We start from the raw sequence: 20,322 nt of genomic DNA on the forward strand, positions 1-20,322 counted from the left end.
TTTAGTTTTAAAAAAATTAAAAAATGATTCTACTAGCTTCTTGAGGGGAACACTCCGTACATACAAATAATATAATTCATTCCTAAAGAAGGCTGAGTAATATTAATTGGTATACTTCCTCCTGTAGCTCCCACCTGAATATTCAGGGGAATAGCTTTTGTTGTAGAGTCGCTTTCTTGAGATGTATACATGGATGCTTTTGAAGCTAAAATATTATTTGCCGGACTTCCTGAATCACCTTCGTCAGAAAATGCCGGGATAACAATATTTCCTCCCGCAGTATGAGTATGTGGCGGAATATTTGAAATTGTTAATGTTTTAGTGTTTGTACCCGTAGTTTCACCCAATGCGTAATAAGATAGTCCAGGTCCCTGTCCTGCTCCAATCGCAGATCTTCCTGAAAGATTTGGTAAACCGAAAGTGACTTGTCCATCTCCTCCATAAGTAGTTCCTAAAATAGAGAATAAAGCGGTGTTTGCTCTTATTGCTATTAACGTACCATTGCAATACGACCAATCTTTTGGTGCAAAATTTGCGGCAAAAAGTCGGATTTCTCCTATTGTTCCTTCCATAGTTATTTGTTTTTTAAATGTGAAAATGATAGAATTTTTATGTTTAGTAAATATTTGACTTTTAATATTCAAAAGCTCACGGAGAGATGATACCGCTCGAACTTAATCGAGGGAAATATTATACACAAAGGTTTAATCTCACATTTTTCTTATATGAAACTAAATTATCTTTTAGATAATGCTGATATTAATTTTATCAATTAATAATCGAAGAAAAAAAAGGGGCTTTTTTTTAAGAATGGATTCATATTAATTTGGTTTTAGTTTGGTTTTTTGATAACAAATAAATATTACTATTTAATTATTATTACAAATATAACATTATCATTATTATAACAAAACATAAATCAACATTTTTTGAAAATTTAATAGATGATTCAAATAAATTTTCCTATAAAGACTTAATTCATTATGATTATATATAAATAACTTTTGTCAAAAATAAAAATAATAAAATACTCACAACTCCGTATTTATACTGAATTTAAGTATTTACGGATTTTTTACCGATATATGATCAACTAATTTGTGTTCCGTGAAAATATTAAAGTGGCTAGTCGGTTAATATCATTGCATATCGTAAAGATAAACTCAGTTTCTGACCTTTTAATTTCGTATATAAATTACATTACCAAAGAATAGTTCAAATAGATAGTTTGTAAATATACTTGTGGAATAATGACCCACTTAGTATCGTTTTTTGAGACTTTTTACGATAATATAAAATAAAGCAGTTATCCAAATTGTTATCAATATCATTTTCGTGATTATAGCTCAGGGTCATAAAGTTTTGATAGAATTGAATCATTGATAATTTGTAGCTCAAATCCGGAATTATTATTGGAATAATCAGATGCTGAAATTTGGCCGCAGATTTTTTCAATATCTTTAATATCAATGATTACATTCATTATATCTACATCATAAAACCATTCCATAGTAACCGGCTTGGAATTATGAAGAAAAGATTCAAAAAGGAAAATTGCTACATATTTTCTTTTTGAAAAAATATCTACATTTTTTTTGGGAACACGTCTTTTTCAGATTTACAAGGAATTAGAAAATATCTTTATGCTAATGGTGATAAAAAGAGAATGGTGTTTCAAAAATTTCATTTCGAGGAATGGAAATTGGGATTTCAAGTAGAATTAGACAGGCTGAAAGACCAGGATCAACAAACGATGCATACTGAATTTCTGCAGACTCTCACCATCAGTCATTCCATCATAAAAGGTATTGATGGTATTGCAGAAACTTATTACACCTACGATTTTAAAGCTCATCAATTTTCAAATTTTATTAATACAGCCATACAGATTGAAATTGTAAAAGATTTCAAATTAGATGCAGGCCTAAATTACGGTTTACAACATACTGCAGATAAACATTATTTTTTAGGAGCTTCTTATCGTTTGTAATTAATAATTGTAGGTTAAAGATTGGTTCTTTTCATCCTTTTTTCTTTCTAAAGCTAAAAATCTAAAAACCTACCCATAATCAATATTTTAAATAATTATTTCAGAGCTCTAAAAAATCAAAGCTTTTGTACAGCAAGATGTGTCTTTGTATATACAAGCTTTTCAAGTTTTACATCCAAAGATTCTCTTGCCTTTTTTGAAAAAAGGAAAAAAAACTGCGGAACTTGTTTTTTTGTTTCCCTTGAAATCAGGTTTAAGATTCCAGATTAATCCAATTTATTCTTTTTTAATCTCCAAAGATTCCAGACTCATCCAGATTCTTCTTATTTAGCCCAGCTACGATTAAGACTATTGTTTTCAATATTTTGATGCTCCAACTTTGCAGAAGAAATTTTAATCAAAAAACAAAAATGAAATAACAATGTTAGTAAATCTCATCACAAAAGAAGACCTTAAAGAATTTAAAACTGAGTTGCTGGAAGACATTAAGAATTTATTCAATATCAAAGTTTCTGAACAGAAATTATGGCTACGTTCATCAGAGGTTAAAGAACTTTTAAAAATCTTTTCTGGAACATTGCAAAACCTTCGTATCAATGGAACTCTATCTTATACTCGTGTGGGTGGAACCTTATACTACAATTATAAAGACATCGAAAAAATGCTAAATGGAAAAGGTTAATTTATTAGTTCAGAAACAACCGAAAATGAATTATATAAAACATCTAACTGGTTTCTATGAAAAGGTGGCTCAGGACAATACACTTAATCCAACACACATAAGTCTCTACTTAGCATTATTCCAATTCTGGAATTTCAACCGTTTCCAAAATCCGGTCAGTATTTCACGGGATGAAGTGATGCGAATCAGTAAAATCCTATCAAAAGCCACCTACCATAAATGCCTGAAGAATCTACATTCTTCGGGCTATATTGATTACCAGCCATCTTATAATCCATTTGTAGGAAGTCAGGTTTTTATGTTTGATTTTGCTGGGGAGTTGAGGCCTGTTGGACAAAAGTCAAAAACGAGAAAGTGAACTTATTTATAAGTTAATTTAGTGATTTACATAAGTGATACAGCTAAATATTATGAAATTACGACATTATCATCGGACAAATAAACATTTTTTTTTCTAATGATTGCACAAAAAATCTTATAATGCAGCAGAATTGTTATTCTTTTATCTGTATATCTATTGCCGAACTTTCGCATCTAACTTCATATTTTTTTTCAGGTTTAGAATATACGTTAACTTGTTGATGAGTTGTAGCAAATGAATTTTCTTCTAAATAATGTTTATTGTTAAAAATCATTTTTTCAATATCATTTGAATGATGTATGATAACAGAGTCATTAGAATCTGAATTAGAAATCTTTTCAATTTTCTTTAGTTTCCACAAATCATTTATTTTAATCAAAATAATTTTAACGCAAAAAATAAAAACAGAAACCAAAGATAATGAGCTTCTAAATCCACCAAAATTCTGTCAAGGTCAAGCCCTGCGGTTTTCAGAAAAAGTTTGACAGAATGCCATGCTCATTTTCAAAAGGCTTTTTTTTTTCTTTTTTTAATTTTTTTCTTCGTTTTGTTTTAGAAATATTTCAATTAAGAAATTTTAGGGCAAAGAGAAGGGGCAAATTCTTGATTTGAACTCTAAAAACCTGTTCAAATTTTGGACTTTTTATTTCCAGATTTGAGCAGAAATTTTTAGTTTTACTAAGTAAAATTTAAATTAGGATTTTACCGCTTTTTTGCAGGTGACCTATTTAGGGCCTTTCAGAAGATGCTACAGCGAAACGCTTATCAATAATGGGATGAAGGGAGGTTACAAAATCCCTCACTCTCCGCTGGTGGAGAAACTAAAATAAGCTAAAACGCTGTAAACATCAATGTTTACAGCGTTTTTTTTGATATATATCAGGTATTGTAGCACTTAATTATTTTAAAATTCATCTAAATATTCCTTTATTTTTTCTTGTGGTATTAAATTCAGAATCTGATTTGCATCAATAATTTTATGTTCATTAATAATGCTGTGAACAGCCCTTTCTGCATCAGGAGAATTGATAAGCCGTTCAAGCAGACCATAGATATTGACCATTTTTTTATGCTTATTTTCTTCATCTCCACCGAACCATGAACCGTTGAAGTGATGACTTACATAGTTTTTAGGTAAATCCTGTGAAAAATATACAGAAGGATAAAGTGTTACATCATGTTTAAGCTTCTGAATGGTATCACTGTATCGATCAGCACCATACTCTTTTTCGAGCATTTCAGAAAAAATATCGGTATTAATGCGCTCTTCAAAACCGTCTTGTTTATTGTAGTACGCAACAAAATCTTTTGAAAGCTGATGATCAGGTTCTGCCATCCAGAATGCAGAATAAGGAACACCTTTTACTTCAAAACCACAAACTGCTTTTTCATCAAGAAATTCATCCAGCGGAAGCTTAAGCTCCATGTCTGTATCCATATAAATTCCGCCATGATCGAGCATTACTTTTGAACGTACATAATCCGAAACAAATGCCCATTTTTTCTGTTCGAATGCTTCTTTTACATAACTGTTGTCTTGTAAAGGTGCATTACCTTCATTCCATTCTACAATTTCATAATCAGGATGAATTTTTTTCCAGGATGCAATGCAATGTTCTGCCAATTCATGTTTCGGATGTCCTCCAAACCAGCAGTAATGTATTTTTTTAGGAATCATATATTTGTTTTTTGGTGATAGTGAATGTAATATTGTCTCATCATTCATTACAAATATTAAACCTTAATGATATTGAATCGAAAATTTTCACCATTAAACAATACTTTTCAAATTTAATTTTAACCAAAATAATGTTCCTTAAATATAATTTTTAATGTATTTAATTTTGTTTCAAGCATTTATTATTTAAATGGTATGGTTATTTCTTACAGAAAAGGGGATTGAAATTCCTGACGCATTATTTTAGACTAAACCTATGGAACAGCAAAATACCAACCCTTACCTGCCAAAGAAATACGTAGAAATTCTGACCCCGGACTGGGTAAAAAATGCTACGCTGTATGAACTTAATGTACGACAGTTTTCTGAGGAAGGAAATTTTAAAGCGATTGAAAAGCAACTGCCAAGATTAAAAAAGTTGGGAATCGATATTATTTGGCTGATGCCAATTCATCCCATCGGTGAACTACACCGTAAAGGAACATTGGGAAGTTATTATTCTGTAAAAGATTATTATGGTATTAATCCAGAGTTTGGTGATGAAGCAGACTTTAGAAATCTTGTCAATGCCATTCATGATAAAGGAATGTATGTCATTCTCGATTGGGTCGCCAATCATACAAGTTGGGACAATGATTTGGTTGAAAAGCATCCGGACTGGTATATGAAGTCAAGGAAAGGTACATTTCAATCTACAAGATGGAGGGATTATGACGATATTATTGAATTTGATTATAGAAATCCGGATCTTAGGAAATATATGACAGATGCACTAAAATTTTGGGTTACAGAATATAATATCGATGGTTACCGATGTGATATTGCAAGCTTCGTTCCGCTTGATTTTTGGGAAAATACAAGGAAGGAACTTGATGCCATAAAGCCGATATTTATGCTCGCAGAAGCCGAAGACAAAGAGCTCCATCGAAATGCTTTCGATGCCACCTACAACTGGAATCTCTGGAATATTATGCATAAAATTGCCACGACTGAAACAAGTGTGAAATTGCTTACTGAAGCTTATATTGCGGAACATGTCTCAATATTTCCTAAAGACGGAATGAGGATGAACTTTATAGACAACCATGATAAAAATTCCTGGGAAGGTAATCAGTACAGTAATTTTGGTGATGCATTGGAAGCGGCCATTGTTTTTACAGTGCTGATGGACGGAATTCCGTTGATCTATAATGGTCAGGAAGCAGGACTTAACCGCTCTCTCGAATTTTTTGAGAAAGATCCGATCGAATGGAAAAGTCATAAAATTGCCACACTTTACTCTACTCTTTTTCATTTAAAATATCAGAACCAGGCACTTTGGAACGGAAATCACGGCGGAGAAATGGTAAGAATTATAAACGACCGTATGGATCAGGTCATCTCATTTGTTCGTGAGAAAAACGGCGATAAGGTTCTTGGTTTTATCAATTTAAGCAGAGATGTATTAGTGGTACAGTTTGATACATCATTTGATACCGGTTTTTATACGAATCTTTTTACAGGAGAAAAACAGAAAGTTTCTGAAACATTTATCCTAACCATGAATCCTTGGGATTATGTGGTGCTTTACAGCTCTTCAATTAATTAGAAAACAATTATATCTAAAAAAATACAGTCACTAAGTTCCAGAAACTTTATATTATCTTACAATCACATTGAATACTTTCATCCAGCAAAGTTCTTCACGGTTTTAGCGTTAAAACTCAGGGCAGATAAAGTTGTTCTGCAACTAAATTTTTAAAAGAATATCTTTCGTCATTCTATTCATCTGATTTTCTTGCATAAAGAAATTCACCAATGATAAGAAATTGAATTCCTATAATAAATCCGCCCAATATATCTGTAAACCAATGGGCACCAAGATAAATTCTCGATGCAGCCGACAGAAATAGTATCATAATTAAAAATACAATAAACGTTCGTTTTATTGGTATTGAAATTCTTTGTGCATGAAAACAAATAATCGATAAAAATCCAAAAAATACGGTATAGAATAAAACATGCCCACTTGGAAAACTCTGATAATTCGTTTTTTCAAAAATCTTTACTAAATCTGCCGTAGGTCTTGGGCGATCGATCATCATTTTTAAAATCCATGAAATAATTCCTGTAAGCATGGTCGAAAGCATCAGAAATGCTTCATGTTTCTTTTTGAACAAATAAAATATAAGTGAAGTGATAACAATTGCCGAAAAAGCGAAAGGTACGTTTCCAAAATAGCTCAATCCTCGCATTAAACCGTTAAATGATAAATATCTTTCAGACTGTAATTTGTCAGAAATGTAGCGATCCCAATATAAATCGGAATCGCTGATCACATAATAAGTAAGTATTGTAAATAGTAATGTTAAAATGAAAAGAATCACTGTTCTGAATACTCCAAAACTATTGTATTTGACTTCTCTTTCTGCCATATATTTTTCACTCATGAAGACATTCTTTCGTTCTCAATTTCAGTCATTTTATCAAGCTCTAGTTTAAAGCAACCAAGAATAAACTCGCTGTAATACATTTGGGCTTTCAAAGGCATTGTTCTCGAATGCAGATCCAGTCGTTCTGTTAAGAGTATTTTACCTGCATAGGAAATAGAAAAATAGGCAAATAATTTTTGATCGGATTCTTTTACAGGACTTGAATAACCGGTAACTGCAATAGACCAGTCTGTTTGATACAATTCAGCAACGTTCAGAGCCATTTGTTTTGCAATATTATGTGATATGCCATTTTCTCGAATGACTTCTTCCCTATCAATATTCAATAAATTAATTTTTTCATCGTAAGAATAAACAGTAAGCCCACCTTTGAAAAACTCTGAAGCATCTTTCATCTGCGAAAAAGAAAACTGTAAAAAACCTGCTGTAACACTTTCTGCGATAGAAACGGTCTGATGGAGAGCCTGCAGATGCTTCCCTATATAATTAAGAAGATTCTGAAGCTCAGCGATGAAATGTATAAAAGATTTCGCATGAAGCTGCTCTATGGTAAGGTCTATTTTTGAATGTTTTAATATCATACTGCGATGTTTGCACATTATTTTACGCTACACGAAGGGAATCTAATTGAAATCTTCTGCATCGTCAATATTCAGCCAATCTAAAATCACGCCATGAATCGATCAAATGTGGTATCTAAAAGTAATTCTCTATGTAAGCTTGGAATATTTATTGTTATGATCGTAAATACACCTAATCGCTTTAATTATGAAAATAAATTTCACAACCATTAATAAGAAAGACTGTACCACAGACCTTCAAAAAAAATTATGGAATGGTGCAGAAGAATTTGCAAAAACCAATGTGATGAAAAAGCTGGAATCTGCCGCAAAATATCTGGGTGATCTGCAGATCAGTATCATTATCGATATGGGAAAAGGAATTCCGTCTGTCATACAAAATGATCTTACCGAGGAGCAGTTTATCACGGCACAAAGAGCATTACGCAAAACTTTAGATTAAAATCTAATTATAGAAGATAAAGAGACTGGCTTTTGCTGAGTCTCTTTTTTTCTGCATTTAACCTTTGAATTTTTCGGTATTCCCATGGTGAAACTGCTCTTTTATCCTGCCATAAACCTCTCTTTTTCGACCTTGCTTCCATTTCCAGAGTTGCAAGATATTTGTTTTTTGAATAAGAAAAATACCACCATCCTAATCCGTTTTTAATCAGTTCTTCTGAAAGATATTTGCCGTTATTGTAATAAATTTTAGCAATATCACGTCCGTAACGATCTTTATCGGTTTTAAAAAAGATAATTTGCTTCCCGAAAATCTGATCTGAAGTAAATTGTCTGGCATTTTTGGCAAAAGCCTGACCTTTTTCAGGACAATCAACTTCAGCTAATCTTAATTTTAGCTTGCTTTTGTCGGATAATAAAACGGTAATGGTGTCACCATCAGATACGCCAATTACTTTTGCTTTAGTTTGTGAAAATGAGATTATTGATATCAGGAAAAGTAATAATGAAAAAATAAGTTTGTTCACCGGAAGTATTTGCTGCAAAAATATTAATTATTGCTAAGAATTTAAGCGGAAAATGAACTTTATTGTTTGAATTTTAAATTCTATTATTTTGAGATTTTCATTAATCGTATTATGATAATATCCTGAAAGAGAGATTACAATATCATAAAAAGTTTAAAAAAATGCAAAATTATAATTTAAAAATTCTTAACATTGCATTATAAAACAAAATGATGAAAAAAAACAGCAACACCTCACCGGAGCTAATCGCTTTAACGGGAAAAACAAAAAAAGAAATCATATCCATATTGGGAAACAAATATTCTGAAAATCCTGAAGGATCCATGATCTACGCGACAAGAATTTTTTTTACAACAAAAAAAATGTTCATAATTTTTAATGACCACGACATCGTTGAGATTGTATATACAGAATAAGCTTCTGAATCATAGCCAAGTTTTTATACTTTGAAAAATATCACAGTTAAAGATATATTTTGAATATAAAAAAAGACAACCAAATGACCGGTTGTCTTTTTTGTAATTAAAACATCTCTCGAACATTTAAATTACCTGTTGCTCCCTGAGGCAGAAAAACCACTTTTCGTTTGATGCTTTTGGCCTTTTCCAATGCTTTTAGAGCTTTTTGTCTTTCTATTTCTCTTGTCTGATGAGAAGTAATGTTTTCAGATTCAGTAGATAGTTTCATAATATGTTTGGTATTTGGTTTACGCTTAAGTGTTAAACTAATTTTGTACCAAATTATATGTGAAGGGCGTTGTGTGGTATTAAAATATTTTCAATAAGAAAAAGAGACCAATTTTAGACTCTTTAGTGCTATTATTATTTTAATAAAAACTTATAATATAATGTTTACCTCGGTGTATGTTCTTGTAATGGTTGAATTACCGTTTTTGAAGCGCCTGAACAGAATTTAAATTCAGCCACGCGCTACCATTATATTCGGGAATTCATTATCGATTTTCAGAAATTACCAGATAAAATTTATTTAATCAGTTTGTTATAATTCTTGCGATAAACTTTAGCATCAAACTTATAAAACCTTGCCGCACGGTGCGAAACATTTTTCTCCATTTCATCCAAAGGAATGATGTAAGAAAACGATGCTATTTTTTTATGGAAATTTTTGATATCAATCTTTTTCTCACTCAGTGCATTGTATAGCTGATACAATTGTCTGATGGTAAACTTTTTAGGAAGAAGCTCAAAAATAATCGAAAAATCGGTTTCAATCCATTTTCTGATCTCTTCTAAAGATTCAGTAATAATTTTATTATGATCAAAAGGCAGTGTAGGAACTTTATCGATCGTACACCAATCCACGGTATCATATTTTGCACTGTTGATCTTATGATCGATTTTACAAATTGAAAGGTAAGCCACCGTAATAATTCTTTCGATCTGCTGTTTATACTCCATTCCCATCCATTTTATATCATCTTCATTGCTTGCTCTTTTGGGATCTGCATAACATTTAAACTGCTTCAGCACCATTTTTTTGATTCCGGTAAGCTCGGTTAAAACTCTTTGAGCCGCATCATCAACATCTTCATTACTCAAAATCAAACTTCCGGGTAATCTTTTTGATCTTTCTACAGGCATTTCATCAAGATATTTCTGAACCAGTAAGATATTCAGTCGATTTTCATGATCAAAACCAAAAACCACACAGTCTACGGAAACATAAGTCTGAATAAAATTAGAATTCATGGAGTTTGTTATTAAGTACAAAGATAGTAACCAAAAAATAGGACTGAGAAAAAATGGTTGAATTTTTAGAGAATTTAAATTTTATCAGAACCTGTTTTTTCAAAGAAATCCATAAATTTATTGACATGAAAAACTATCTATTTTTAGCTTTGGCAATATTCTGTGAATCTGTGGCAACATCATTTCTAAAAGCTTCTGAAGGTTTCACAAAACCATTGCAGACCATAGTTTTTGTAGTTGCAATGTCTGCATCATTTTATCTTCTCACTCATGCTATAAAAGTTATTCCCATCGGAATCGCTTATGCCATCTGGTCTGCGGTAGGTATTGTTTTGATTTCTCTGGTGGGATATTTTGTTTACAAACAGACTTTGGATCTTCCTGCAATACTAGGAATTGCCCTGATTATTGTTGGAGTTATTATCATTAATGTTTTTTCGAAATCTGCGTCACATTAAAATATTTAAATAAAATAAGATTTAAAAAGGCATGAAAATAAAATTCATGCCTTTTCTTTATTGATATCTTGTGAAATGGTTTATTCTTCGATGACTTTTACAGTCCATAAAGAACCGTTTTTCGTCGTGAGTTTTTTCAGTTTTCCTTTTACGAAAAGGTCATCCAGTTTTTTTTCGCTTTCAATTTTATTTAAACCTGATAATTCAGCAAATTCTTTGGCTGTAAGCGACGGATATTTTTCAAACAGAGATTCCCAATTTTTCGAATACTCTTTCTTCTTGGCATTAGGAAACATTTTCAGCACTGCGGTTTCGTAAAAGGGATAAGGTTTTGTACCGTAAATCATTTCTTTATTTCCCGAATCATTCATAAAAAATATTGACGGAAATCCTCTTACTCCGTTTTCCTTTGCCAATTTTAAATCTTCATCAAAAAATATCTTTCCACTTCCTTCAAAATCAGTTTTTAACTGGGTTACATCAAGTCCTACCCTTTCTGCTGCTGTTGCAATATGTTCCCATTTTGCAATATTTTTTTTATTCAGAAACAGCATTTCACGCATTTCTCTCATCAAAAGAACTGCTTTCTCTTTGCTTTGAATCTGTGCTGCTTTAAAAGCTATTGAAGGAGGATAAGAAGAATCCAATGGATCTTCCAGCCATACATCGCCGTCAATTGGCATTTCGTAATGTAGACTTACTTCGTCCCAGTGATGCGCCACATCAGAAGGTTTACTTATTCCTCCACTGTTATAACTCCAGTCCGGAAGTAATCCTCCCATTCTGTAATCTATTTCAATATCGTTGCCGTATTCCAGTTTCAATTTTCTCAGTTGAGGCTCAATTCCCCAGCAAGACGAGCAGATAGGATCGGTAAAATAAACAATCTTCACGGGTTTATCAGATTTCTCAGATTTTATGTTTACTGTATCATTATTTTCCGGAACTCCACAAACACCTTCTGTCGGGTCACAAATAAGCGGATTATTATTAACAGAATCTGTGGTCATTTTTTTTACATCTTTTGTTTGTCCTGAGCAATACAATGTATTTATCAATAAATAAACAATTATTGAGATTTTAATTTTCATCAGCTCAAATCGAAAAATCTTTTTTCATCATTTGTGTTTTTAAGAACGATGCCTAGTCGTTAATATTTACATATCGCTGCAAATTTAATTGGCAATTCGTAAAAAAACATCCTAAGTTTCCTTTTGGAAACTACTTTCCTCTATGAAACTGATATTAAATTTTTTACATTTGCAAATATCAATTTATCATAAGACAATGAAGAAAGAACCTGAATTTAACAATAATAGAATTTGTGAAAAAAGAATTTTGGCCATCAAAGATACCATGGAAATCCTTTCTGGGAAATGGAAATTTCATATTTTGGGTACTTTAATGTTGGGAGAGAAACTACGTTTTATGGATTTGGTAAGAGAAGTTGACGGGATCGGTTCAAAAATGCTTTCTAAAGAATTGCAGGATATGGAAATGAATCATTTAATCATTCGTACTGTTCTCAATACCAAACCTGTTACTGTTGAATATCAAATCACAGAACACGGCAAAACGCTGAGCTCTGTCATTGATGAAATCGCAAAATGGGGGATTGATTACAGGGCAAAATTCCATAAAAAAACCGAGCAGATTGATTGAATCTCTTCTGCAAGCAATTCAAAAATTTACTGTTTTAAAAATAAGATTTGAATCAGATTAATATTTATTATTTTTCCAGATAAATTTATTAATCTGGCTTATTTCACATTATTTTTGCAAACATAGTTAATGAATCATATGATCAATTTATATCGCAAAACAGCTATTATCGAAGGAATTTCCTATCTAATTTTACTTTTTATAGCCATGCCTATAAAATACATTTTCGATATTCCGGAACCTGTAAAATATTTTGGCTGGATTCACGGAGTTTTATTTTTGTTTTATATGGCTGTATTGATCATCGCTGCTGTGAATTACAAATGGAGTATCAAAAGAATTGTGATCTACGTTATGGGGTCTATATTACCTTTTGTACCATTCATCTTAGATAAGAATTTAAAGAAGGAATATGCTCAAGCTAAATAAAAATGAGAGTATTTCTACTCCCATTTTTATATTTTTTTAAAAATTTTAGATTTACAATAAATTTCATTTTTTTAAAAGCATGTTAAAGAAAATTTCGCTTTAAGCTACCAAACTTTCAAATCATACGCCGCCTGCCAAAATTGAAATTCAAGACGTGAAGCGGTTACAAATGCTTCATTCATTCGGTTTCTTATTTCCAGGGTTGTATTTTCAGCAGCTTTATTACAAATTTCGATGGCGGTTTTAACAGCAATGGCAAAATCTTCTCCTCCATACGTTTCAATCCAGCTTTGGAAAGGATTTTCTGATGTTTGTTCAAGATTTAAAATATAATCTCCTACTTCCTTATAAATCCAGAAACAAGGTAACGTTGCTGCCATCGCTACTTCAACAGGTTCAAAAGCAGCCGTACTTTTCAAAAAATGAATATAGTGATGACAAACAGGCTCTAAAATTCCTTTACCTGAAATTTCAAATTCTTTAAAATAAGATTCGTGCAAAGCATTTTCAACAACAATCGCATTTTCGGCAAATCTCATATAAGTCAAGGCATCTTCAACCTGCTGAGCCTTGCTGCCGATCATTGCCAAAGCTCTTCCGAAATGCTCAAGATACAATGAATCCTGTGCAATGTAAAACTGAAACTTTTCTTTTTCTAAGCTCCCATCTGATAATTCTTTAATAAAAGGCATTTCGATGATATCGTTGTAAATATTGTCAATAGATTTCCAGGCATTTTCAGACCAATTCATTTTTGATAAGTTTTTGAGGATTAAAAAAGTGATTTAAAGGGCCGTTTCCTTTTCCGGTTTGCACATCGCTTCCTTTAAGAACTGCTTCAGAAACATAATACTGAGCAAAAGCTACCGCTTCATCCATCGATTTTCCACGGGCTATAAAAGAAGCAATCGCAGATGATAATGTACAACCCGATCCGTGAGTATTTTTGGTGTCAACTTTTTCAGATTTAAAACTCTGATAATCGTTTTGATCATTATAAAAAAAAGAAGTAATCATTTCTGTTTCCAGATGACCGCCTTTTAATAAGATATTTTTACAGCCTAATTCTTTTATTCGCTCTCCCGCAATTTTCATATCATCCAAATTTTTCACCTCCATCTTTGCTAAAATCGCTGCTTCATCCATATTCGGAGTAATGATGTCTGAAATTGGGAATAATTTTTCAATAATGGTTTCAATCGTCTTTTCCTCGATCAACCGATGTCCACTTGTTGCCACCATTACAGGATCGAATACAATCGGTACTTTTTTATATTTGGCTAAAGTTTTTACAATCGTTTCAACCAGTTCCGGAGTATGAACCATCCCGATTTTAATGGCATCAGGAAAAATATCGTCTAAAATTGCTTCAATTTGTTCCGAAACCGCTTCTACAGGTATCGGGAAAATATTTCTTACGCCTTGCGTATTTTGTACAGGCAAAGCAGTCAAAACCGAAGTTGCATAACAACCCAAAGCCGAAATAGTTTTTATATCAGCCTGAATTCCTGCTCCGCCGCTTCCGTCGAAACCCGCAATGGTAAGAACGGATGGATATTTGTATTTTTTCATTTTAAGATTTCATTTTTTAGATTAAAAGCTGCTTTTTGAGGATTTTCGGCACTGCAGATTTCTGATACAACTGCTATACAATCTGCTCCCGCCTCCATGACTGATTTTGCATTTTTAAAATGAATATTTCCGATAGCAACTAAAGGTTTTTCGGTCAATTGCCTGATTTTCATTAAACCTTCCAATCCCCATTCCGTAACGGTATCTGTCTTAGTATCTGTTCTGAAAACAGGACTGATTCCTAAATAATCTGAAATAACTGTCTCCCGATTTTCTAATTGTTCCAAATACTCAATTGAATAGCCAATCATCCTATTTTGAAAAGAATTTTCTCTTAAAACTGTTGGTTGGGTGTCATTATTTCCGACATGAATTCCGAAAGCATCAATTTCTTTGGCAACAAACACATTATCATTGATGATTAAAGGAATTTCGTGCTTGTCGGTAATTTCTTTCAGACGAATTGCTTTTTCAAGAAAATCTAGATCAGAAGCTTTTTTCTCACGTAACTGAATGAGGTCTACTCCACCTAAAATTGCCTGTTCGGCAACATCCAAAAAATTTCTTCCTTTACAGTCTGTTTCTGAAATCACAAGGTATAATTGATAAGGAAAAGATTGAATCAGACTCATTTTTTAGAAACTTTTACATTTTCGAAAAATTCCTGTTCGGAAATATTATAAAGCTTATCTAAAATATTCATCTGAAGACTTCCCGGTCCTGCCGAATTTTTTTCAGCCAATTCTCCTGCAATTCCTAAAAGTACCATCGCAGCAACTGTTGATTCTGTTTTATTCTCAGCAATTGAAGCAAAAGCTCCGACAATAGCCGAAGCCGAACAACCCAATCCTGTTACTTTCGTCATAAGCGGATGTCCGTTTTCAACGAAGTACATTTCTTTATCATCGATGATAATATCTGTAGCTCCCGAAATACAGACTACAGACTGAAAGTTTTCAACAAGATATTTTGCAGCGGTAATCGCTTCATTACTTTCCGCTGTACTGTCGACTCCTTTTGTAATGGTTTTATTGGCTTTGGCTAAAGCGATAATTTCTGAAGCATTTCCTCTGATCACAGTTGGTTTAAACTCTAAAAGCTTTGATAAAATTTCATCTCTAAAAGCTGTTGCTCCCGCTCCGACAGGATCTAAAACCCACGTTTTTTTGGTGTGATGAGCTTCTTCTGCAGCAATCAGCATAGAGTCAGACCAATATTCATCAAGTGTTCCGATATTAATGACTACAGCATTTGAAATAGAGACCATATCTTTTATTTCAGATTTTGCATGAGACATAATAGGCGATGCTCCGACTGCTAAAAGTGCATTGGCGGTGTTATTCATGACCACAAAATTGGTGATATTATGAACAAGCGGTGATTGATTTTTTACAGATTGAATGTAATTCCAAAGATTATTTTCCATTAAATTTATTTTATAAAAATGCTTTAGGAAAACAAAACAGAATAAAGAAAGAAAAACATCAAAGACCAATGTTTTCTTGCTTTTCCCTACGTCGGTGTAAGCCGTATCAGGTTCAAAGGGACTCTCTCAATTCTTTTCAGAATACCCCTAAAGCTTACAACAAAGATACAAATGTTTTAGAATTAAATCTTAAAATTATCCCTACTACATCTCAAATTTTATAATGGTTGAGCTTTTTCTCACACCCTTTTTAATATATGATTAACATCAGGAAATACCTTTTCTATTCATAGTTTTTGTATGTTAGCATTGGAAAATACAATCTATAAGTCTCAATTCAGAGATATTCACCATTATCAAATCCAATAAAATGACTGAAAAACAAAAAATTAAAGTAAGAGAACTCAATAACCAGATTATACAAAATAAAAATTACAGATTCAATTCCTGGCTTCCCGTTCTGGAAGATCCCAATACAAGAAGTTTAGAAGAAATAAAAGGCAGAATGTCTGTAATAAATGCCCTGATTAATATTTCTTTTGAAGCACCAATAAGCTACATCAGAAAATGGATTGAAAAACACAATCTCACCTCTCATCTTTCTAATTGGGAAAATGAAATTTTACTAAAAGATAATGAAGAATTAACAGATTACGAGCTCAATTCTCTACGTTGGTATCTTGAAGGACTCTGGGCTTTGATGTGGGCAACAAAAATGATTGCTGATCTTGACGAAAACCAATGGTGTGGCGAAAATATGGCTATAATGCTACCCAATCTTGAGCAGGAAGAAGACAATGAAAAAATCGATCAGTTGTCTGAACTGAGAACTGATGATGAAATTTATAATATGCTTGATCTTTACTATCGTTTTCATTGGTATTGCGTAGATGAGAGAATAAAAGGCGTAGAAGCCAAAATCAATGAAGGGCTGGTTTACGAAAGAAGAAAAGCTCTGGAATGGCTCATGAATAAAGAATCTGATTGGGATGATATTGAAATGGGAACGTAAAGAATATTTAATATTCATTAAACAATAAATCTACCACAAGCTCGTTGTTTAGGCAATTGTAAGCTTTTATTTCTCAGATTTATGATTAAAAATCAATATTCAGAATTTATTTTGTCATTTATTTAAAATAAAAGCTTTCATCACTATTAAAAAATAAACTAAAAATTGATACACAAAACATCCTTAAAAGCCGCAACCACTATCGCTGCGGTATGTTTCAGCGCAGTCGTTTTTGCACAGCAGAAATATTCGGTCAGCGGAACGGTAAAAGATCAAAAAAATGGTGAATTACTGATCGGTGTCGCCGTAAAGGTTGCGGAAGATCCTACCATTTCTGTTATTGCCAACGAATACGGATTTTACTCGCTTTCGCTTCCCAAAGGTTCATATACTTTGGTTGTTTCAAATCCCGGATTCAAAGATTTTCAGCAAATCGTGAATGTTGAAGATGATGTTAAGCTGAATCTTCAGCTCAGTCAGGAAAACGGAGAAAGGGTAAAAGAAATTGATGAAGTGGTAATTTCTGCCGTGAAAAAAGACAAAAATCTCACATCTGCACAAATGGGAACCGAGACTCTGAGCATTAAGCAGATTGATAAACTTCCCGTTCTGTTTGGTGAAAAAGATGTGATGAAAACCATTCAGCTTTTACCCGGAATTAAAAGTAACGGTGAGGGAAGCAGCGGTTTTTCTGTAAGAGGTGGTGCGACCGATCAGAATTTGATTTTACTGGATGAAGCAGCAGTTTATAATGCATCGCATTTACTTGGATTCTTCAGTACCTTCAACAGCGATGCTTTGAAAGATGTGAGTATCATCAAAGGAAACAGTCCGGCTCAGTATGGCGGTCGACTTTCATCAGTTTTAGATGTGAAAATGAAAGACGGAAACAATAAAGATTACAACGTCAACGGCGGAATCGGATTAATCAGCAGCAGATTAAGCGTTGAAGGACCGATTCAGAAAGAAAAATCGTCATTCATCGTTTCTGGAAGACGAACGTATGCGGATGTATTTTTAAAAGCAACCGATGATTTTAAGGACAGTAAATTATATTTTTATGATCTTAATTTAAAAGCCAATTATCAGATCAATGACAACAACCGTTTGTATTTATCCGGATATTTTGGAAGAGATGTTTTAGGTTTGGGCGATACATTTTCAACCGATTGGGGAAATACTACGGCAACTTTGCGTTGGAACAGCATTATCAACAGCAAATTATTCTCCAACACTTCATTCATTTACAGCAACTACAATTATAATGTTGCGTTAAGCAGCAACAACAATACTTTCGGGCTAGATTCTGAAATTGAAGACTGGAATTTGAAACAGGATTTCTCCTGGTTTGCGGGAAATAAACATTCAGTTAAATTCGGTTTACAGTCAATTTATCATACGATCACGCCAAGTAGCGCATCGGGAACAAGTGTGAGCAGTTTTCCTAGAAATCCGAGATATTCGTGGGAGAACGCCGTTTACATTAACGATGATTACAAAGCAACAGAAAAGTTAACCATTAACTACGGAGCAAGACTTTCAATGTTCTCGGTTTTGGGTGGTGATACTTTTAATACCTACCAAAATGGAGTTTTAACCGACTCTGAATTTTTAGAAAAAGGAAAATTTGGGAAAACATACGTGAATCTTGAACCGAGAATTACAGCGAATTACAGAATTAATGAAGTAAGCAGCGTGAAAGGAGGCTATTCCAGAAATACACAGAATTTACACTTGTTAAGCAACAGCGGAAGCGGAAACCCGACCGACCAATGGATTGGAAGCAGCTATACCGTAAAACCAGAAATTGCTGACCAAATCAGTGCAGGCTACAGCAGAAATTTCAACAACAATAATTATGAATTGAATGCTGAGATTTATTACAAATCAATGCAGAATCAGATCGATTACAAAAACGGGGCACAAATCTCTTTTGACACCGCTGCAGATGTTGAAAGCGAACTGTTATTCGGAAAAGGAAGAGCCTATGGCTTGGAATTAATCGCCAAAAAGAAAAGCGGAAAACTGACGGGTTGGGTTTCTTATACTTTGTCTAAAACCGAAAGAAAAATTGAAGGAATTAATGATAATCAATGGTATAATGCAAGACAGGACAAAACGCACGACCTTTCTGTTGTCGCAACTTATCAGCTGAATCCGAAATGGTCTTTTTCAGGATTATTCCTTTACAGCACCGGAAATGCGGTGACTTTCCCGACCGGAAAATATGAACTGAACGGACAAACAGTTTTCCAGTACAGCAACAGAAATGCGGACAGAATGCCGGCTTATCACAGAATGGATTTGAGCGCAACCTATGAACCAATTTCTAACAAACGCTGGAAAGGTTCCTGGTCATTCGGGATTTATAATGTTTATGGGAGAGAAAATGCATACACCATTAATTTTGAAGACAATCCTGATAAACCGGGAACGACAAGAGCAATGCAGACTTCCCTATTCCGTTGGGTTCCGAATATAACGTATAACTTCAAATTTTAATCATGAAAAACATATTTTTAATCATATTGTCATTATTCTTAGTCACGTCTTGCGAAAAAGAAATCGATCTTGACCTGGAAGATCAAAGCGGAAATATTGTGATTGAAGGAAATGTAACCGATCAGGCCGGTCCGTATTATGTGAAGATCACAAAATCTGTTGCTTTTACAAAAGCCAATCAATATCCGGCAATAGAAAACGCACAGGTTATTCTGAGCGACAATACGGGACAAACAGAAACGCTTCAATATGTAGGAAACGGAACGTATCAGACTTCAACTTTTGTAGGGCAATCCGGCAGAACTTATACTTTAAAAATTCAGGCGGAAGGCAAGGAATATCTATCACAAAGTACAATGCCTGAAGCAGTTGCTTTTGATGATTTAGAACAGGATTCTTTTGTAGTTGGCGGAGAAACGAGCTACACACTTTTACCTGTTTTTACAGATCCTCAAGCTTTAGGAAATCGCTATCTATTTGTTTATACGGTAAATAATAATCCTAAAAAGTTTTTCTCTGAATTTTCTGATAACGTGAATAACGGAACGGCTAATCAAAGACCTTTGTTGTTACCCAATGATGATGGTGACAATCCGGATGATATTAAAGTAGTAGTCGGGGATGCTATTCATGTTGAAATGCAGTGCATCGATCAGAATGTTTACACATTTTATTCCGCATTGCTTCAGCTTTCGGGAGGCGGTCCCGGAGGCGGAATTACCCCGGCCAATCCTCCAAGTAATATCAGTAACGGTGCATTGGGATATTTTTCTGCACATACAGTAAGAAAAAAGAGCATTGTTATTCAACAACAATAAAAAAATCACTTCAAGCTATTTTGTTTATACAGAATAGCTTTT

Annotated in this window: 25 protein-coding genes and 1 riboswitch; of the genes, 12 read left to right on the forward strand and 13 right to left on the reverse strand. The window is 33.3% G+C overall.

What is annotated here, in order from left to right:
* Window positions 1–32 precede the first annotated feature (32 nt).
* Window positions 33–572, reverse strand: coding sequence for a phage tail protein (locus BM371_RS11820; protein WP_074958729.1), 540 nt, complete (start codon window positions 570–572; stop codon window positions 33–35).
* 1,094 nt (window positions 573–1,666) lie between these two features.
* Between BM371_RS11820 and BM371_RS11825 the strand changes: the two genes are divergently transcribed.
* From BM371_RS11825 to BM371_RS11840, 3 genes are all read left to right on the forward strand, one after another.
* A complete protein-coding gene (locus BM371_RS11825) occupies window positions 1,667–1,990 on the forward strand; it encodes a hypothetical protein (RefSeq protein WP_074958732.1) in 324 nt (107 codons plus the stop codon).
* A 421-nt stretch (window positions 1,991–2,411) separates the two neighbouring features.
* A complete protein-coding gene (locus tag BM371_RS11835; RefSeq protein ID WP_074958736.1) occupies window positions 2,412–2,672 on the forward strand; it encodes a helix-turn-helix domain-containing protein in 261 nt (86 codons plus the stop codon).
* The gene (locus tag BM371_RS11840) at window positions 2,659–3,030 is read left to right on the forward strand and encodes a hypothetical protein (protein WP_228423581.1); all 372 of its coding nucleotides are present in this window, start codon (window positions 2,659–2,661) and stop codon (window positions 3,028–3,030) included. The genes BM371_RS11835 and BM371_RS11840 overlap by 14 nt, the downstream gene beginning before the upstream one ends.
* A 136-nt stretch (window positions 3,031–3,166) precedes the next feature.
* On the opposite strand, the gene BM371_RS11845 is transcribed toward BM371_RS11840, so the two are convergent.
* Both BM371_RS11845 and BM371_RS11850 read right to left on the reverse strand, forming a co-directional pair.
* Window positions 3,167–3,412: a hypothetical protein gene (locus BM371_RS11845; protein WP_143106490.1), complete on the reverse strand. Its 246-nt coding sequence runs from the start codon at window positions 3,410–3,412 to the stop codon at window positions 3,167–3,169.
* Between the two features lie 525 nt (window positions 3,413–3,937).
* A complete protein-coding gene (locus BM371_RS11850) occupies window positions 3,938–4,759 on the reverse strand; it encodes a glycosyltransferase family 32 protein (RefSeq protein WP_074958742.1) in 822 nt (273 codons plus the stop codon).
* 208 nt (window positions 4,760–4,967) lie between these two features.
* On the opposite strand from BM371_RS11850, the gene BM371_RS11855 reads away from it, so the two are divergent.
* A complete protein-coding gene (locus BM371_RS11855) occupies window positions 4,968–6,299 on the forward strand; it encodes an alpha-amylase family glycosyl hydrolase (protein WP_034673714.1) in 1,332 nt (443 codons plus the stop codon).
* Window positions 6,300–6,471: 172 nt separating this feature from the next.
* On the opposite strand, the gene BM371_RS11860 is transcribed toward BM371_RS11855, so the two are convergent.
* Window positions 6,472–7,140, reverse strand: a complete 669-nt coding sequence (locus tag BM371_RS11860) for a phosphatase PAP2 family protein (protein WP_034673711.1) — start codon at window positions 7,138–7,140, stop codon at window positions 6,472–6,474.
* Window positions 7,137–7,724, reverse strand: coding sequence for a CinA family protein (locus BM371_RS11865; RefSeq protein WP_034673710.1), 588 nt, complete (start codon window positions 7,722–7,724; stop codon window positions 7,137–7,139). The genes BM371_RS11860 and BM371_RS11865 overlap by 4 nt, the downstream gene beginning before the upstream one ends.
* 187 nt (window positions 7,725–7,911) lie before the next feature.
* Between BM371_RS11865 and BM371_RS11870 the strand changes: the two genes are divergently transcribed.
* Entirely contained in the window at window positions 7,912–8,166 is a 255-nt protein-coding gene (locus BM371_RS11870) for a hypothetical protein (protein WP_034673709.1), read from the forward strand.
* A 7-nt stretch (window positions 8,167–8,173) separates the two neighbouring features.
* Here the strand turns inward: BM371_RS11870 and BM371_RS11875 are convergent, their stop codons facing one another.
* Window positions 8,174–8,692 carry a thermonuclease family protein gene (locus BM371_RS11875; RefSeq protein ID WP_034677022.1) on the reverse strand — a complete coding sequence of 173 codons (519 nt, stop codon included), beginning with the start codon at window positions 8,690–8,692 and terminating at the stop codon, window positions 8,174–8,176.
* Between the two features lie 212 nt (window positions 8,693–8,904).
* Here BM371_RS11875 and BM371_RS11880 point away from each other — a divergent pair, with 212 nt between their 5' ends.
* Window positions 8,905–9,108, forward strand: coding sequence for a hypothetical protein (locus tag BM371_RS11880; protein WP_034673707.1), 204 nt, complete (start codon window positions 8,905–8,907; stop codon window positions 9,106–9,108).
* A 106-nt stretch (window positions 9,109–9,214) separates the two neighbouring features.
* On the opposite strand, the gene BM371_RS20570 is transcribed toward BM371_RS11880, so the two are convergent.
* Window positions 9,215–9,379, reverse strand: a complete 165-nt coding sequence (locus BM371_RS20570; RefSeq protein ID WP_165571754.1) for a hypothetical protein — start codon at window positions 9,377–9,379, stop codon at window positions 9,215–9,217.
* Window positions 9,380–9,675: 296 nt separating this feature from the next.
* The gene (locus BM371_RS11885; protein ID WP_034673705.1) at window positions 9,676–10,401 is read right to left on the reverse strand and encodes an NUDIX hydrolase; all 726 of its coding nucleotides are present in this window, start codon (window positions 10,399–10,401) and stop codon (window positions 9,676–9,678) included.
* A gap of 125 nt (window positions 10,402–10,526) precedes the next feature.
* Between BM371_RS11885 and BM371_RS11890 the strand changes: the two genes are divergently transcribed.
* Entirely contained in the window at window positions 10,527–10,859 is a 333-nt protein-coding gene (locus tag BM371_RS11890; RefSeq protein ID WP_034673702.1) for a DMT family transporter, read from the forward strand.
* Window positions 10,860–10,939: 80 nt separating this feature from the next.
* Here BM371_RS11890 and BM371_RS11895 read toward each other — a convergent pair whose 3' ends face one another.
* Window positions 10,940–11,869 (reverse strand): ClpXP adapter SpxH family protein, encoded by a 930-nt coding sequence (locus tag BM371_RS11895; RefSeq protein WP_034677019.1) that lies wholly within the window; start codon window positions 11,867–11,869, stop codon window positions 10,940–10,942.
* A 277-nt stretch (window positions 11,870–12,146) separates the two neighbouring features.
* On the opposite strand from BM371_RS11895, the gene BM371_RS11900 reads away from it, so the two are divergent.
* Complete coding sequence (locus BM371_RS11900) at window positions 12,147–12,521, forward strand: winged helix-turn-helix transcriptional regulator (protein WP_034673699.1); 375 nt, start codon at window positions 12,147–12,149, stop codon at window positions 12,519–12,521.
* Window positions 12,522–12,650: 129 nt separating this feature from the next.
* Window positions 12,651–12,950: a DUF3817 domain-containing protein gene (locus BM371_RS11905; protein WP_034673697.1), complete on the forward strand. Its 300-nt coding sequence runs from the start codon at window positions 12,651–12,653 to the stop codon at window positions 12,948–12,950.
* Window positions 12,951–13,054: 104 nt separating this feature from the next.
* Here BM371_RS11905 and tenA read toward each other — a convergent pair whose 3' ends face one another.
* Genes tenA through thiM form a run of 4 tightly spaced genes read right to left on the reverse strand, consistent with a single transcriptional unit; the run spans window position 13,055 to window position 15,948 of the window.
* Complete coding sequence (gene tenA, locus BM371_RS11910) at window positions 13,055–13,702, reverse strand: thiaminase II (RefSeq protein ID WP_034673696.1); 648 nt, start codon at window positions 13,700–13,702, stop codon at window positions 13,055–13,057.
* On the reverse strand, window positions 13,689–14,522 hold the full coding sequence (thiD, locus tag BM371_RS11915) for a bifunctional hydroxymethylpyrimidine kinase/phosphomethylpyrimidine kinase (RefSeq protein ID WP_034673695.1): 834 nt from the start codon (window positions 14,520–14,522) through the stop codon (window positions 13,689–13,691). The genes tenA and thiD overlap by 14 nt, the downstream gene beginning before the upstream one ends.
* Window positions 14,519–15,154 (reverse strand): thiamine phosphate synthase, encoded by a 636-nt coding sequence (gene thiE / locus BM371_RS11920; protein WP_034673694.1) that lies wholly within the window; start codon window positions 15,152–15,154, stop codon window positions 14,519–14,521. Before thiE ends, thiD begins: the two co-directional genes overlap by 4 nt.
* Window positions 15,151–15,948: a hydroxyethylthiazole kinase gene (gene thiM, locus BM371_RS11925; protein WP_034673692.1), complete on the reverse strand. Its 798-nt coding sequence runs from the start codon at window positions 15,946–15,948 to the stop codon at window positions 15,151–15,153. Before thiM ends, thiE begins: the two co-directional genes overlap by 4 nt.
* Before the next feature lie 66 nt (window positions 15,949–16,014).
* A riboswitch (TPP riboswitch) is annotated at window positions 16,015–16,107 on the reverse strand.
* 211 nt (window positions 16,108–16,318) lie between these two features.
* Here thiM and BM371_RS11930 point away from each other — a divergent pair.
* The 3 genes from BM371_RS11930 (at window position 16,319) to BM371_RS11940 (ending at window position 20,280) form a co-directional block, all read left to right on the forward strand.
* Window positions 16,319–16,960: a DUF4272 domain-containing protein gene (locus tag BM371_RS11930; RefSeq protein WP_034673690.1), complete on the forward strand. Its 642-nt coding sequence runs from the start codon at window positions 16,319–16,321 to the stop codon at window positions 16,958–16,960.
* A gap of 165 nt (window positions 16,961–17,125) precedes the next feature.
* Window positions 17,126–19,462: a TonB-dependent receptor gene (locus BM371_RS11935; protein ID WP_228376701.1), complete on the forward strand. Its 2,337-nt coding sequence runs from the start codon at window positions 17,126–17,128 to the stop codon at window positions 19,460–19,462.
* Between the two features lie 2 nt (window positions 19,463–19,464).
* The gene (locus tag BM371_RS11940; RefSeq protein ID WP_034673688.1) at window positions 19,465–20,280 is read left to right on the forward strand and encodes a DUF4249 domain-containing protein; all 816 of its coding nucleotides are present in this window, start codon (window positions 19,465–19,467) and stop codon (window positions 20,278–20,280) included.
* Window positions 20,281–20,322 lie beyond the last annotated feature (42 nt).

Origin of the sequence: Chryseobacterium formosense (assembly GCF_900116415.1) — a bacterium.
In the GTDB taxonomy this organism is placed as follows: Bacteria; Bacteroidota; Bacteroidia; order Flavobacteriales; family Weeksellaceae; genus Chryseobacterium; species Chryseobacterium formosense.

Excerpts from the sequence above, each read along its gene's own strand:
- BM371_RS11820 (WP_074958729.1), bottom strand. The coding sequence starts at position 572 with ATGGAAGGAACAATAGGAGAAATCCGACTTTTTGCCGCAAATTTTGCA.
- BM371_RS11825 (WP_074958732.1), top strand. The coding sequence starts at position 1,667 with ATGGTGTTTCAAAAATTTCATTTCGAGGAATGGAAATTGGGATTTCAA.
- BM371_RS11835 (WP_074958736.1), top strand. The coding sequence starts at position 2,412 with ATGTTAGTAAATCTCATCACAAAAGAAGACCTTAAAGAATTTAAAACT.
- BM371_RS11840 (WP_228423581.1), top strand. The coding sequence starts at position 2,659 with ATGGAAAAGGTTAATTTATTAGTTCAGAAACAACCGAAAATGAATTAT.
- BM371_RS11850 (WP_074958742.1), bottom strand. The coding sequence starts at position 4,759 with ATGAATGATGAGACAATATTACATTCACTATCACCAAAAAACAAATAT.
- BM371_RS11855 (WP_034673714.1), top strand. The coding sequence starts at position 4,968 with ATGGAACAGCAAAATACCAACCCTTACCTGCCAAAGAAATACGTAGAA.
- BM371_RS11860 (WP_034673711.1), bottom strand. The coding sequence starts at position 7,140 with ATGAGTGAAAAATATATGGCAGAAAGAGAAGTCAAATACAATAGTTTT.
- BM371_RS11865 (WP_034673710.1), bottom strand. The coding sequence starts at position 7,724 with ATGATATTAAAACATTCAAAAATAGACCTTACCATAGAGCAGCTTCAT.
- BM371_RS11870 (WP_034673709.1), top strand. The coding sequence starts at position 7,912 with ATGAAAATAAATTTCACAACCATTAATAAGAAAGACTGTACCACAGAC.
- BM371_RS11880 (WP_034673707.1), top strand. The coding sequence starts at position 8,905 with ATGAAAAAAAACAGCAACACCTCACCGGAGCTAATCGCTTTAACGGGA.
- BM371_RS20570 (WP_165571754.1), bottom strand. The coding sequence starts at position 9,379 with ATGAAACTATCTACTGAATCTGAAAACATTACTTCTCATCAGACAAGA.
- BM371_RS11885 (WP_034673705.1), bottom strand. The coding sequence starts at position 10,401 with ATGAATTCTAATTTTATTCAGACTTATGTTTCCGTAGACTGTGTGGTT.
- BM371_RS11890 (WP_034673702.1), top strand. The coding sequence starts at position 10,527 with ATGAAAAACTATCTATTTTTAGCTTTGGCAATATTCTGTGAATCTGTG.
- BM371_RS11895 (WP_034677019.1), bottom strand. The coding sequence starts at position 11,869 with ATGACCACAGATTCTGTTAATAATAATCCGCTTATTTGTGACCCGACA.
- BM371_RS11900 (WP_034673699.1), top strand. The coding sequence starts at position 12,147 with ATGAAGAAAGAACCTGAATTTAACAATAATAGAATTTGTGAAAAAAGA.
- BM371_RS11905 (WP_034673697.1), top strand. The coding sequence starts at position 12,651 with ATGAATCATATGATCAATTTATATCGCAAAACAGCTATTATCGAAGGA.
- tenA (WP_034673696.1), bottom strand. The coding sequence starts at position 13,702 with ATGAATTGGTCTGAAAATGCCTGGAAATCTATTGACAATATTTACAAC.
- thiD (WP_034673695.1), bottom strand. The coding sequence starts at position 14,522 with ATGAAAAAATACAAATATCCATCCGTTCTTACCATTGCGGGTTTCGAC.
- thiE (WP_034673694.1), bottom strand. The coding sequence starts at position 15,154 with ATGAGTCTGATTCAATCTTTTCCTTATCAATTATACCTTGTGATTTCA.
- thiM (WP_034673692.1), bottom strand. The coding sequence starts at position 15,948 with ATGGAAAATAATCTTTGGAATTACATTCAATCTGTAAAAAATCAATCA.
- BM371_RS11930 (WP_034673690.1), top strand. The coding sequence starts at position 16,319 with ATGACTGAAAAACAAAAAATTAAAGTAAGAGAACTCAATAACCAGATT.
- BM371_RS11940 (WP_034673688.1), top strand. The coding sequence starts at position 19,465 with ATGAAAAACATATTTTTAATCATATTGTCATTATTCTTAGTCACGTCT.